The 13,423-nt window shown below is 44.6% G+C and carries 12 protein-coding genes; all 12 read right to left on the bottom strand.

Features of this window, described 5'->3' with window-relative positions; translation table 11 throughout:
• Positions 1-158: 158 nt before the first annotated feature.
• The 12 genes from serS to KHZ77_RS05245 all read right to left on the bottom strand — a co-directional run bounded on the left by serS (position 159) and on the right by KHZ77_RS05245 (position 13,263).
• Positions 159-1,439: a serine--tRNA ligase gene (serS, locus tag KHZ77_RS05300; RefSeq protein WP_295196404.1), complete on the bottom strand. Its 1,281-nt coding sequence runs from the start codon at positions 1,437-1,439 to the stop codon at positions 159-161.
• A gap of 244 nt (positions 1,440-1,683) precedes the next feature.
• Complete coding sequence (gene lysS, locus KHZ77_RS05295; RefSeq protein ID WP_295196403.1) at positions 1,684-3,207, bottom strand: lysine--tRNA ligase; 1,524 nt, start codon at positions 3,205-3,207, stop codon at positions 1,684-1,686.
• A gap of 35 nt (positions 3,208-3,242) precedes the next feature.
• The gene (greA, locus tag KHZ77_RS05290; protein WP_295196401.1) at positions 3,243-3,716 is read right to left on the bottom strand and encodes a transcription elongation factor GreA; all 474 of its coding nucleotides are present in this window, start codon (positions 3,714-3,716) and stop codon (positions 3,243-3,245) included.
• Between the two features lie 675 nt (positions 3,717-4,391).
• Complete coding sequence (gene dusB / locus KHZ77_RS05285) at positions 4,392-5,387, bottom strand: tRNA dihydrouridine synthase DusB (protein ID WP_295196400.1); 996 nt, start codon at positions 5,385-5,387, stop codon at positions 4,392-4,394.
• A complete protein-coding gene (locus tag KHZ77_RS05280) occupies positions 5,371-6,138 on the bottom strand; it encodes a type III pantothenate kinase (RefSeq protein WP_295196398.1) in 768 nt (255 codons plus the stop codon). The genes dusB and KHZ77_RS05280 overlap by 17 nt, the downstream gene beginning before the upstream one ends.
• 1 nt (position 6,139) lies before the next feature.
• Positions 6,140-7,123, bottom strand: a complete 984-nt coding sequence (locus KHZ77_RS05275) for a biotin--[acetyl-CoA-carboxylase] ligase (protein ID WP_295196396.1) — start codon at positions 7,121-7,123, stop codon at positions 6,140-6,142.
• A 101-nt stretch (positions 7,124-7,224) separates the two neighbouring features.
• Entirely contained in the window at positions 7,225-9,159 is a 1,935-nt protein-coding gene (gene ftsH / locus KHZ77_RS05270) for an ATP-dependent zinc metalloprotease FtsH (protein WP_295196394.1), read from the bottom strand.
• A gap of 119 nt (positions 9,160-9,278) precedes the next feature.
• Positions 9,279-9,830 carry a hypoxanthine phosphoribosyltransferase gene (gene hpt / locus KHZ77_RS05265; RefSeq protein WP_295196392.1) on the bottom strand — a complete coding sequence of 184 codons (552 nt, stop codon included), beginning with the start codon at positions 9,828-9,830 and terminating at the stop codon, positions 9,279-9,281.
• Positions 9,827-11,338 (bottom strand): tRNA lysidine(34) synthetase TilS, encoded by a 1,512-nt coding sequence (gene tilS, locus KHZ77_RS05260; RefSeq protein ID WP_295196391.1) that lies wholly within the window; start codon positions 11,336-11,338, stop codon positions 9,827-9,829. The genes hpt and tilS overlap by 4 nt, the downstream gene beginning before the upstream one ends.
• Before the next feature lie 11 nt (positions 11,339-11,349).
• Positions 11,350-12,234, bottom strand: coding sequence for a phosphatase (locus tag KHZ77_RS05255; protein ID WP_295196920.1), 885 nt, complete (start codon positions 12,232-12,234; stop codon positions 11,350-11,352).
• A 93-nt stretch (positions 12,235-12,327) separates the two neighbouring features.
• Positions 12,328-12,813, bottom strand: coding sequence for a S1 domain-containing RNA-binding protein (locus KHZ77_RS05250; protein ID WP_295196389.1), 486 nt, complete (start codon positions 12,811-12,813; stop codon positions 12,328-12,330).
• Positions 12,814-12,909: 96 nt separating this feature from the next.
• On the bottom strand, positions 12,910-13,263 hold the full coding sequence (locus KHZ77_RS05245; protein WP_295196387.1) for a septum formation initiator family protein: 354 nt from the start codon (positions 13,261-13,263) through the stop codon (positions 12,910-12,912).
• Between the last annotated feature and the right edge of the window lie 160 nt (positions 13,264-13,423).

Below are 13,423 nucleotides of genomic sequence, written 5' to 3'. Positions count from 1 at the left end.
AATGCAGGGAGTCGGATTAAATCTCTATGTATATTTTAACACATCAGCCTCTTCCTGCGTCAGATGCACCAGGGTTCTCCCGCCCCGACACCGAAATGTCAGAACACCGGATTAGACCTCTACATCTGTCTGCAGAAATAGTGCCTCGTGAAAATAACCTATTTTACAGGCGTAATTACTTCTACGCCGCCCATGTAAGGTTGTAATACTTTAGGAATGCGTACGGAGCCGTCAGCTTCCTGATTGTTTTCGAGGATAGCGGCTACTGTACGGCCTACAGCCAAACCGGAACCGTTCAATGTATGTACGAATTCAGGTTTGCTCTTCGCGTCACGACGGAATTTAATGTTACCGCGGCGTGCCTGGAAATCTGTCATATTGGAGCAGGACGAAATTTCACGGTAGCAGCCTTGACCAGGCATCCATACTTCTACGTCGTAAGTTTTAGCGGAACCGAATCCGATATCACCGGTACATAAAGTAATGACACGATGAGGAAGTTCTAACAAGCGCAATACTTCTTCCGCATTGTCAGTCAATTTTTCCAATTCATCGAAGGATGTATCAGGGTTTGCGAATTTAACCATTTCAACTTTGTTGAACTGATGTTGGCGAATAAGACCGCGTGTGTCGCGACCGGCGGAACCGGCTTCGGCACGGAAGCAAGCCGTAAACGCTGTATAGTATTTAGGAAGTTCATCGGCACTTAAAATTTCACCGCTGTGAAGGTTCGTCAATGTTACTTCCGCTGTAGGGATCAAGTAGTAGTCTTCCCCTTCCACCTTGTACATATCTTCCGCAAATTTTGGAAGTTGTCCGGTGTTGGTCATAGTCTGACGAGTTACCAAGTATGGTGTCATCATTTCAGTGTAGCCCTGTTTATCACAGTGCAAATCGAGCATGAAGTTGATGAGAGCACGTTCAAGGCGAGCACCTAAGCCGCGATAAATTGTGAAGCGCGCACCACTTTCCTTAGCGGCGCGTTCCCATTCAAGGATCCCCAAGCTTTCGCCCAAGTCCCAGTGAGCTTGAATAGGGAAATCGAATTCACGTGGTTTCCCCCAGCGACGTTGTTCAGGGTTGTCGTTTTCGTCAGCCCCAACAGGTACAGACGCGTCACACATATTTGGGAGCATCAAAGCGATACCTTCCAATTTTGCTTCAGTGTCGCGCACCTGATTATCCAATTCGGCGATTTTGTCGCCTACTTTTTTCATTTCCGCAATTTTATCATCTGCATTTTCTTTGTTGCGTTTTAACACGCTGATTTCAGCTGTTACCGCATTGCGCTCTGCTTTTAGCTGTTCTACTTCCTGAATCAACTCTTTACGCGCATCATAAAGAGTGGCAAATTCCTTCAAATCACCGCTGGTGTGGCGATTATCAAGATTTTGCTGTACCAAGTCTAAATTTTCTCGTACAAATCGTAAATCTAACATAATTATAACCTCTTACATAATCTTACTTAGAAAATAATAAAATCTAGGAAATTCTACTTTTATTTACACCTCATCATACCACATATAGTAAATTTTTACCACGATTACCATAGGGGGCGTACAAAAAAAGACTGAGGACCGGGGTCCTCAGTCTTTATATAGTACTTTGAGTACTTAATTATTCTTCACCTTGAGCATTAATTACTATTTTGAGTACTTAATAACTCGTCACCGTGAGTCTTAATTATTCTTCGTCGTTATTGCTTGCAGAGCCGTCTTCAGGTCTCATCAATGGGAAGAACAATACGTCGCGGATGGATGGAGTATCTGTTAAGAACATTACCATGCGGTCGATACCGATACCAAGACCGGCTGTTGGTGGTAAACCATATTCAAGAGCGTTTACGAAGTCATGGTCCATACGATGTGCTTCATCGTCGCCTGCTTCACGTTCTTTCAATTGGTTTTCGAAACGTTGCAACTGATCGATAGGGTCATTTAATTCGGAATAACCGTTGGCAATTTCACGACCATATACGAACGCTTCGAAACGTTCAGTAGTTAATGGTTTTTCGCGGTTCTGTTTTGCCAATGGGGAAATTTCTACAGGATGACCATAGATGATAGTTGGTTCGATTAAGTTCTTTTCTACATATTCTTCGAAGCAGTAGTTGATAATTTTGCCGATGCCGTCTGCAGGTTGATATTCAATGTTCAAGCGGTCAGCAATAGCGCGTGCTTCTTCGATAGTATCGATAGCGTCGAAATCTTCGCCTGTGTATTTTTTAATACCTTCTTGAAGAGTCATACGATTCCATGGTGGACGGAATTCGATTTCAGTGCCTTGGTAGTTAACTTTAGTAGTACCAAGTACTTCTTGAGCACAGTAAGCGATGATATTTTCAGTAAGTTCGATAGCATCGTTTACGTTACCATAAGCCTGGTAAGATTCCATCATAGTGAATTCAGGGTTATGACGGTTATCTACACCTTCATTACGGAAGGAACGGTTAATTTCGAATACGCGTTCCAAACCACCTACGATAAGGCGTTTTAAGTGTAATTCAGGGGAGATACGAAGGTAGATATCCATATCAAGAGCATTGTGATGCGTAATGAATGGACGAGCTGCGGCACCACCAGGAATAGCATGAAGCATTGGAGTTTCAACTTCCATGAAGTGGTTATTTGTTAAATATTCGCGCATTTTGGAAACGATCTTAGCTCGTTTTATGAAGGTTTCACGTACTTCAGGGTTTACGATAAGATCTACGTAACGTTGACGGTAACGAAGTTCTGTATCTTTTAAACCATGCCATTTTTCAGGTAGAGGACGAAGTGATTTAGAAAGAAGAGTGAGCTTATTAACCTTAACAGTAATTTCACCCATGTGGGTACGGAATACATGACCTTCGATACCTACGATATCACCCATATCCAACATTTGAACATGTTTATAATCGTCAGCACCTAATTCATCTTCACGGAAATATACTTGGATATCGCCGGAAAGGTCGCGAAGGTTAGCGAATGCAGTCTTACCATGGGAACGAATTGTCATCAAACGACCGGCAATTGTTACAGGCTGTCCGTCAAAATTCTTGAAATCATTTTTGATGTCTTCAGCATGGTACTGAACTACAAAGCGTTGACCAAATGGATAAATACCATCAGCTTCGTATTGAGCCAATTTTTCTCGTCGGGCCAACATCTGACTGTTTAACTCTCTTTCTTGCTCTTGTGTTGTTAAAACTCTTTCTTCACTCATAACGTTTCCTCCTAACATAATACAAGCGTTTATGTTTAATTGATAGCTAAAATTTTATAAGTCGCTACCCCGTCAGGTGTATTTACTTCGACACTGGCACCTTTTTTCTTGCCGATAATGGCGCTGCCCAATGGAGATTCGTTAGAGATGCGGTTATTAAATGGATCGGCTTCTGAAGAGCCAACAATTACGTAATCCACTTCTTCATCGAATTCCGTGTCTAGTAACTTGACTTCGCTACCAACTGAAACAACATTTTTACGGGTATTTTTATCGATAATTTTTGCTGTATTAATCTTATTCTCTAATTCAATAATATGACCTTCAATAAAGGCCTGTTCGTTTTTCGCATCATCGTATTCGGAGTTTTCACTGATATCTCCGTATTCAATCGCAATCTTGATGCGTTCAGCCACTTCAATCCTTCTTACAGATTTGAAGTAAGCTAATTCTTCCTCCAGCTTTTTCAGACCTTCTTCGGTCAATAAAGTTTCTTTAACTTCTGCCATTAATACTTAACCCCTTTAATTAATATTGTACTCTAATTATTCAAATAAATAAATGGTGTTGGAATTCATTTTTCGAATAATTAGATTTACAAACATAGTATTGTATTTCAAGTTATATTTCCTTGAAATGTTAATAACTAAAAACAACCAAATTTGTCTTATTATTTTTACTGCCTATAAAGAAAAGTGCCAATAACTGACACCTTCCAAGTCTTATTATTCAGCTGTATCTCTTCTGATTGTTTACAGTATTATAACAATAAGAATTCATAATGTCAAATTCAAAAACACAGGTATTTTTGCTGTGCAGACATTCCTATTTTATTCAAGTCCGATGAATAGCAATCAAACGCTTTATAATCGATTTTTTGCCATTTATTTCATCAGTTCATCATATTTGAACCGCCGTGCACACATGTTCGTGCTGATTTTACATTTTATCGACGCCGTAATCTCCCGTTTTCTCTTGAAAACTCACTTTGTAATTTGTTCGTAAATTGTAATTTTATACGAAGTTTACACATTTCGTGTTTTTTCAAGTTTCACGTTCATTCAACTTCTCGTATGCATTACGCGACTACTTACATAAAAACAGAGAACCTGTACTACCTGTGCCACTTCAAAAATGCCCCGGTCTCTTCAGGTTACATTTTACTGCACAGTAACTGCAACACCCTACTCGTACTGCAACAATTCCTGCTCATACTCATCCAAGAGCTCACTGAACGATCCGACGGTATGGAGCACGTTAATACGGCTGCGCCAACGGGCCGATTCAGGGAGGCCTTTAATGTACCAGCCGGCGTGCGTGCGAATTTCGCGCACACCTGTGCCTGCTCCCTTATATTTGCAAAGCAGATCAAAGTGACGTTTCAACATACGCAACCGTTCGATGGCTGACGGACGAGGGCGCAGTTCGCCGGTGCTCAGGTAATGATTCACTTCACCGAAAATCCATGGATTGCCCTGTGCTCCGCGGCCAATCATAACCGCGTCGCATCCGGTGGCATCGATCATAGCCTTTGCATCTTCCGCCGTCGTAATGTCTCCATTGCCGATTACCGGAATGGACACACTGTCCTTAACAGCTTTAATATAAGACCAATCCGCCTTGCCCATGTACATCTGCTCCCGTGTGCGCCCGTGCACTGCAATGGCCGCAACGCCCACAGACTCCATGCGCTTCGCAAAGTCCAGTACATTAATGGAATTGTCGTCCCAGCCGAGGCGCATCTTCACCGTTACCGGCACCTGAACAGCCTCTACGGCCGCCTTGGCCACTTCCATGGCCAGGTCAGGGGTCTTCATTAAGGCGGAGCCGTCCCCTGAAGAAACAACTTTCTTCACGGGACAGCCCATATTAATATCCACAATATCCGCACCGGCTTCCTCCACTACGCGTGCCGCGTTTGCCATGGCATCCGGCTTGGATCCGAAAATCTGCATGGATACAGGATGTTCCACCGCCTCCATGAAGAGCATATCCGCCGTGCGCTCGTTCTTGTACTGAATGCCCATGGCACTCACCATCTCCGTGCACACCAAAGCGGCTCCCTGCTCCTTGGCCAGCAGACGATACGCAATATCGCTCACGCCCGCCATAGGCGCTAAAATAGCCTGTCCCTCTATAACTACCTTCCCTATATGCCAGATTTTATTTGTTTCTTTCATATAATAGTCGTAATCCTTCTAGGGTCAACATAGGTTCAATATGGTCGATTACAGACGTTTCAGAACTGATTAACGGTGCCAGGCCGCCTGTGGCGATAACCTTGGTTTCCTTAGGCAGTTCTTCCTTCATTCGTTTTACAATACCTTCCACTTGACCTACATAACCGAATAATACACCGGACTGCATGGAGCTTACCGTTGTACGGCAAATTACCTGGCCCGGATTTTTCACTTCAATACGCGGCAATTTGGCAGCGCGCTGGAACAAGGCTTCCGCGGAAATCTGAATCCCCGGTGCAATAGCGCCGCCGATGTAATCGCCGTTTTCTAAAATAACGCAGTATGTAGTGGCTGTACCGAAGTCGATAATAATCGCCGGTCCGCCATATTTATCATAAGCAGCCACCGCATTTACAATACGGTCCGCCCCTACTTCGCGAGGATTATCATATTTAATGGCCATGCCGGTCTTAGTGCCGGGCCCTACAATAATCGGTTTTACATTGAAATAGCGCAAGCATACGCGCTCCAATGTAGGCATCAACGGCGGCACTACGGATGAAATAATAATGGCGTCAATATGCTTCGCCTCCACCTTATAGTCGTGGAAGAACAAGTTCATAATCAACACGCCGTATTCGTCGGTTGTACGTCCTTTATCCGTTGAAATGCGCCAATGACCAACTAAATTCTGTCCGTCATACACGCCCAGTACGATATTGGTGTTTCCCACATCAATAACTAATAACATTTTATCCTCCAATTTTAGCCGGACGAATCGAAATGTCGCCCGCCATAATTCTCTCAACCTGACCATTCGGCCGCTCTACCAATAAATTTCCATCCCTATCAATATCGATAGCTCTGCCGTTGTAACTTTCTCCCGGTGCTTTAACCAGCACATCCTGATTCAGCGTAATGCTGAACTCTTTCCACTCTTCCAAAGTGCTGTCGAAACCTTCCTTCAACACCTTTTCATATTGCTCTTCCAAGCTTTTTAAAATGACTGCAAAGGCTTTGCGGCGATCCACTTTGATGCCTTCAATGGCAAGCGAGGTTGCCACACCCTGAAGATACTCAGGCATTTCATCAGCCGTAGTGCTGATATTAATACCGATGCCCATAACGATATAAGAAATCTCTTCTATGGTGCCGCTCATTTCAGTGAGAATCCCTACCAGCTTGCGCTGTCCCACTAAAATATCGTTCGGCCATTTTATACCTGCCGTATTCAGTCCTAACTTGCGAAATGCTTTAATCAGAGCTACAGCGGCCATAAGCGTGCACTTCGACGCTTCCACCGGCAAGAAAGACGGTCTTAAGATTAAACTGAACCACAGCCCTTTACCGTAAGGAGAGTACCAACCGCGATTGATGCGTCCCCGTCCGGCATTCTGTTCTTCCGCTACTATCAAAGTCCCTTCAGGCGCACCTTCCAACGCCAATTCACGACCTTTGGAATTGGTTGACGCCAAGGAGTCTACATATTCATAACGACGGCCGAAAGTCTTCGTTTTCAAAAACGGTTCCACTTCCAGCGGGCTCACCAGATCCGGCTCACTGACAAGCCGATATCCTTTCTTTGTAAATGATTCAATTTTGTATCCATAGCGGCGCAACACTTCAATATGTTTCCATATAGCCGTGCGCGACACATTACATGTATCAGACATCATTTGGCCTGATACAAAATCCCCTTTATGCTCTTTGAGCAACTCTAAAATGGCATCTCGCATCGGGACTACCGCCTCCTTTTAAGAAAAAGAGCCGCCTTACCGGCGGCTCTATGCCAATCGGCCTATACCGATGACTTTATACTGACGTTTTTCTATCAGTATTATTTTTTATCAGTATCTGGATCAACTGATTTTGCTTCATTTCCGTGAATGGAGTCCGGAACAATGATTCCGGCAGCTTCCAATGCACTTTTCACTTCACTTTTAGCACCATCTTCGCCTTCACCTTCAGTAGGATCAGTCAAAGTGCCATATTTGTAAAGGTTTTCAATCTGAGCATGATCGATAGTTTCTTCTTCCAACAAAGCGTTCGCCATATTGTGAAGGAACTGTTCGTTATCAGCCAACAACTGCATAACGTCGTTGTAAGCTTCAGAAACAATTTTATGCATTTCCGCATCAATCTTAGCTGCTACAGCTTCGCCATAGTTGCGTTCATGGCCAAGGCTGCGGCCCAAGAATACCTGTTCCTGATGTTCGCCGAATACCAATGGTCCCAATTCATCACTCATACCGAGACGAGTAATCATGTGACGTACAATATTCGTAACCTGTTGCAAGTCGCCGGATGCACCGCTACTGATTTCTTTAAGAACCAGAGCTTCCGCACAACGGCCGCCCAAGGCAACGCGAATACGGGATAACAACTGACTGCGAGTCATATAGTTCTGCTCTTCTACAGGGAGCATCATTGTATAACCGCCGGCGCGACCGCGCGGAATAATTGTTACCTTATGTACAGGATCTGCATCAGGCAATAAGTGTGCCACGATGGCATGGCCCGATTCGTGATACGCAGTCAAGCGGCGTTCTTTGTCGCTCACTACATGGCTGCGGCGTTCCGGACCGTAGCTTACCTTTTCGCTGGCTTCTTCCAAATCCGCCATAGATACTTTCTTGCGGTTTTGACGAGCAGCCAATAAAGCAGCTTCGTTTAATAAGTTGCTCAAGTCCGCACCGGTGAAACCAGGTGTTTTCTTGGCAATAATCTGTAAATTAACGTCATCCGCCAACGGTTTGTTGCGCGCATGAACTTTCAAGATTGCTTCACGACCGCGGAAATCCGGTTTATCTACGGTTACCTGACGGTCAAAACGACCCGGACGCAATAAAGCAGGGTCCAAAATGTCAGGACGGTTAGTTGCAGCAATCGTAATAATGCCTTCGTTAGCACCGAAGCCATCCATTTCAACGAGTAACTGGTTCAATGTCTGTTCACGTTCATCGTGACCGCCGCCGAGACCGGCACCACGTTGACGACCTACCGCATCAATTTCGTCGATGAAAATGATACAAGGCGCATTTTTCTTAGCCTGACCGAATAAGTCACGCACACGGGACGCACCAACGCCGACGAACATTTCTACGAAGTCGGAACCACTGATGCTGAAGAAAGGAACTTTCGCTTCCCCTGCAACCGCACGGGCCAATAAAGTTTTACCTGTACCCGGAGGGCCGAAGAGTAATACCCCTTTCGGAATCTTCGCACCGATAGCATTGAATTTTGCAGGATTGCGCAAGAATTCTACTACTTCTTCCAATTCCTGTTTAGCTTCATCTGCACCGGCAACGTCTTTAAAGCTTACGTTTACTTTGCCTTCACCTTGCATCTTAGCACGGCTTTTGCCGAAGTTCATAACGCGGCCGCCGCTGCCCTGAGTCTGCTGCATAATGAAGAACCACACGCCGATCAATAAGAAGATCGGTAAAATGGAGCTTAACAATTGCATCCACCAGGAAGGTTGTTCAGGTGGTTTTGCAGTAATTTCCACATTCTTTTGAAGCAAATTGGTCATTAATGTAGGGTCGGTCGGTGCATATGTACTGAACTCAGTACCATTTTTCAACACACCTACAATAGCATGGTTATCTGTAATGGTAACTTTAGCTACCTTATCAGTATTTACTTGTTGTAAAAAACCAGTATAGCTGATTTCTGATCTTGTTGAATTCGAACTGGAGAACGAGTTAATTACTGTAACCGCGGCTACAATGATCAGCACGTACAACAGCGCGTTTTTCATAAATCGGCCCAATCTCTTACCCCTTTCAAGTCTTATTAACTTATAATGTATGAATTAATTAACATTATATCGAAACTTATAAAAATATATCTGACAAACATATTATCACAAAATTACATTATATACAATGATTATACTTTATCCTGATACACTTTTTCGTTCAAAATTCCTACAAACGGTAAATTACGATATTTTTCTGCGAAATCAAGCCCATATCCTACTACAAAGTAGTCGGGAATTTCAAAGCCCTGATAGTCAACTTTTACTTCTGCCGTACGACGATCAGGTTTGTTCAAAAGCGCCACGAGGCGCACACTCTTCGCATTGCGGGACTTGAGATTTTCCAATAAGTAATGAAGGGTATTGCCTGTATCCACAATATCTTCCACCACTACTACATGCTTGCCTTCTACCGGCTTATCAAGGTCCTTCATAATGCGAACCACACCACTACTTACAGTGCTGCTTCCATAACTGGAGCATGAAATAAAGTCTAATGAAACATCCCCTTCAACATAGCGGGCCAAATCGGCAAAAAACATTACGGCCCCTTTTAATACGCAAACCAATACTACTTCTTCGCCTTTATAGTCATCTGAAATTTGCTTAGCCAGTTCCTTTACACGCTGCTGAAGTTGTTCCTCAGAAATTAATACTTCTTTAATAGTTGTCGAGTCTATCATACGAATTCCTCCTTAATTGAGCAGGCCCAATACGTATCAGCCTGTTCGTCCCATACAATGAGGGGCTTGTGTTTCATCGTATCCACCGGAGCGAATACGAGCTGCTCAGCGCAGCAAAACCACAAATCATCTCGTTGTTCTTGCGGAATTTTACGATCAATGAGCCAATCTTTTAACTTCTTATGGCCCCAAATCTTGCCGTTCCCGTCGCGCAGGGCTATGCGGTCTCCCGCCAGTCGCTTCCGTAAAACCGGTCCTGACGGTGCTGATTCACGAGGAATTAAAATGCACTCACCGGGCTGCAACGGTACCGTTTCCTCAGGTCCATGCCAAGTTACTAATCGCTGCTGATCTATACGATAAACAATGTTCTTAAGTTCAGCATCTGTAGGCGATGTTATCTCTGACGTAAAACGTCCAACTCGTATTATACCATATTGTGCTATAACCTTCACCTGTGCAAGGTGAAATTGTTTACTTTTTTTACCGCCTGTTACAGAACGCAGTTGTTTAACCCGCGCCATACTGAACGTGCCACCTACATTCAGGTCCGACATGATATGCCTCCAAATGCGGAAATATAAAGCATTTGGCAATTTGTGAAACGCTTCGCGCTGCAACACCCACTCGCCATGCTCCTGAGTGACCGGTGAACCGGCTGCGTTATTTTTATGATTACCGGCTGCTGTTGCTTCTTCATCATACGGTGACATGACGGTAATGTCCGCCAACGCCTTCATGGCCTGTTCTGTCAGATAATCTTCATCGTCCTGCATGGCTTCGCCCAATCGAGCCAGGCCGTTAGTAATATTAGGATTGTAATCCCGCAGATAAGGAATGGCTTCCAACCGCAAACGATTGCGGCTGTACGTAGGTTCTTCATTGGTCTTATCGAAGGCTACTTCCAAATTCAGAGCACTTACAAATTCAAAAATTTCCTGCTTCGTAACCCCCAAAAAAGGGCGCCACTTATAATCGACAAGCGGATACATACCGGTCAATCCTTTCGTGCCGGTGCCGCGCAGCAAATGAGCCAGAATCGTTTCCGCCTGGTCGTCCAAATGATGAGCGGTGGCCAAATATTCGTATCCTTCCTTGGCCATTACTTCGTGAAAAAATGCATAGCGCAATTCCCGGCTTATAGTTTCTACGGATTTCTTGTGCAGCTGTGCTTCCTTATTTGCATCGATTACCTTCACATACACAGGAATGTTCAACTGAACGCCGTAAGATTTTACCAGCTCCACTTCAGCCTTACTTTCCACGCGCAGGGAATGATCGATAATAGCAATGCCCAGGCGAAGATTCATACGAGGTTCCCGATTTTTATACCGGGCCAGCCAGAACAATAAGCCCACCGAATCGGGACCGCCGGAACAGGCCACCAGAACGCTGCTGTTCCGTCCAATCGTCTTATGACTTCGTTCATAGGCCTTCACTTTTTTTACAAAGGCCGCCACAGTTTGCGGCGTCTTCGCAGAATCATCCTGCACATGCTGTACATCCATACTAAACTCCTTTATGACAACGTCAGGGTTGCCTCCATACCTTCCATGCCGTCCCGTTCACTGACAACGACATAAGGGATTTGATAATAATCCATAATCGACGTGAGAATCTCCGCGCCGGCCACGATGATATCGGCCCGGTTAGGTTCCAAGCCACGCACTTGGCGGCGCTCTTCAAGCGTCATTTGACGCATATCCATAATCATCACTTCCACCGCTTCACGGGTAAGCTTGTGATTTTGGATGCGGGACGCATCATAAGTTTCCATTTTTAAATCAATGGACGCCAAGGTGGTCGCCGTACCGCCGATGGCGATAAATTCACCGAAAGGACCTGCAATCGGCAACTCTTGGAACCACGGCGTCGTTTCTTCCCACACGGCCTGTGGATCTTCATCGGAGCGCTCCTGCAGACGAACCGCCCCAATCGGATAGGACCGGCTCCAATATACGGAATCCTTGTCGCCTAGAGCCAGCTCCGTACTGCCACCGCCGATATCAATAATCGCATAATGGCGGCCATCAGCCAAATACTCGCCGGCGGCACCTTGAAACCCGTATAAGGCTTCTTCTTCACCGGATAAAATGCGGCCTTCCATAGGGCAAACAGACTGGGCCGCTTCCATGAAATCGTTCCCATTGCCCGCTTCTCGAATCGCGCTGGTAGCCAGGCCCAATACGACAGTAGCTCCATAGGCCTCAATCTTCTGACGAATTTCCCGGAGTGCATCCATCCCCAATTGCCAGGAACTGTCTGTAATTAGCCCTGCACTGTCTCGTGCACCCAAGCGGGTTCGCCACAAAATTTTAGGCTCATTATGCCAGGCTCCGTTCGTATACTCGCCCATCAACAATCGAAATGAATTCGATCCCATATCTACAATCGCTACCTTCAAGCCCATAGGCTCTGCTGAATTACTCACTCTAAATCCTCCTAAATCATAGGAAAAAATAAAAAAGATGATGCGGGCTTCGCATCATCTCAGCAATTAATCTCTGCGACCTCCACGACCGCCTCGTTTAGATTCTGTATTGCGTTTTAAACTGGTCAACCGTTCTTCGCTGTCTTTCAAGAAACGGCTCATCTTATCTTCAAAGGAGAGACCATTATTTTTGCGGCCTGCTGAATTACGACGATTACCATCAAATGAATTTCGATTAAAGTTGTCATTGTTGCGCGGACGCATTTCTCTCTGTTCACGAGCTTCCGTCTTTGGTGCTCGTGCAGCGCTAGGCGCTTTCGGCTGCGTCTGCTTTATAGATAAGCTGATCTTACCTTTTTCATCAATACTTAAAACCTTTACCTTAACCGTATCTTGTTCTTTAAGAAAATCCTGAATATTTTCAACATATTCATTAGCTACTTCGGAAATATGAACTAATCCCGTCTGTTTGTTGCCTAAATCTACAAAGGCTCCAAATTTTGTGATACCCGTAACTGTCCCTTCAAGAACACTACCTACTTCGATGGCCATGCTAACCCGATGTCCTCCTAATTTTTCTAATACTGAAATGCATTAATTTAACATACACAGTTAATTATAAATAACTATAAAAAGCCTTGTCAACACTTATTTAACATAAGGAACTTCGCCCGGTTTTACTAATCCGAGCTCATCGCGGGCCACCTGTTCAATGGCCTTAGGATCTTGCAATTGCTTCTTTTCTTCTTCTAACTGTTCGTTCTTCTTCTGCAGTTCTTCAATTTGAATTTGTAACTGTTTTTGTTGTTGCGAAATAGCCCACCAGTCATAAGCGGCATGAATAAGCGCATATACGCCGATGACTACGACGATAATCTTTATCCATCGCAGAACAACCACAAAGGTATCGTTCCCCTGCTTCTTACCGGCGCTGTTAGACCTATGTTGCGTTTCGCTTTCCGGGCTGCGCCCGCTGCGTCTGCGTTTTTGTTCCTGTCCCATACGAACTGCCTCACTATAAACATTGTATAGCGGCGATTTTAATAGGACGACTATAAATAACCGTCCTATGTGTACTCCGCTTATATTTTTACATAAAAAATTCTTGTTACTAATATTATACCTGTTACATAGAAGAAGAGCCAGCCCTTATTATAAGAAC

The organism is Veillonella sp., from assembly GCF_018364065.1.
Classification (GTDB): domain Bacteria; phylum Bacillota; class Negativicutes; order Veillonellales; family Veillonellaceae; genus Veillonella_A.
Note: the sequence above shows the minus strand (reverse complement) of the source record. Positions and strands in the feature narration are given on the sequence as shown.

Excerpts from the sequence above, each read along its gene's own strand:
- KHZ77_RS05250 (WP_295196389.1), bottom strand. The coding sequence starts at position 12,813 with ATGGCCATCGAAGTAGGTAGTGTTCTTGAAGGGACAGTTACGGGTATC.
- greA (WP_295196401.1), bottom strand. The coding sequence starts at position 3,716 with ATGGCAGAAGTTAAAGAAACTTTATTGACCGAAGAAGGTCTGAAAAAG.
- tilS (WP_295196391.1), bottom strand. The coding sequence starts at position 11,338 with ATGGATGTACAGCATGTGCAGGATGATTCTGCGAAGACGCCGCAAACT.
- hpt (WP_295196392.1), bottom strand. The coding sequence starts at position 9,830 with ATGATAGACTCGACAACTATTAAAGAAGTATTAATTTCTGAGGAACAA.
- KHZ77_RS05280 (WP_295196398.1), bottom strand. The coding sequence starts at position 6,138 with ATGTTATTAGTTATTGATGTGGGAAACACCAATATCGTACTGGGCGTG.
- serS (WP_295196404.1), bottom strand. The coding sequence starts at position 1,439 with ATGTTAGATTTACGATTTGTACGAGAAAATTTAGACTTGGTACAGCAA.
- lysS (WP_295196403.1), bottom strand. The coding sequence starts at position 3,207 with ATGAGTGAAGAAAGAGTTTTAACAACACAAGAGCAAGAAAGAGAGTTA.
- KHZ77_RS05245 (WP_295196387.1), bottom strand. The coding sequence starts at position 13,263 with ATGGGACAGGAACAAAAACGCAGACGCAGCGGGCGCAGCCCGGAAAGC.
- dusB (WP_295196400.1), bottom strand. The coding sequence starts at position 5,387 with ATGAAAGAAACAAATAAAATCTGGCATATAGGGAAGGTAGTTATAGAG.
- KHZ77_RS05275 (WP_295196396.1), bottom strand. The coding sequence starts at position 7,123 with ATGCGAGATGCCATTTTAGAGTTGCTCAAAGAGCATAAAGGGGATTTT.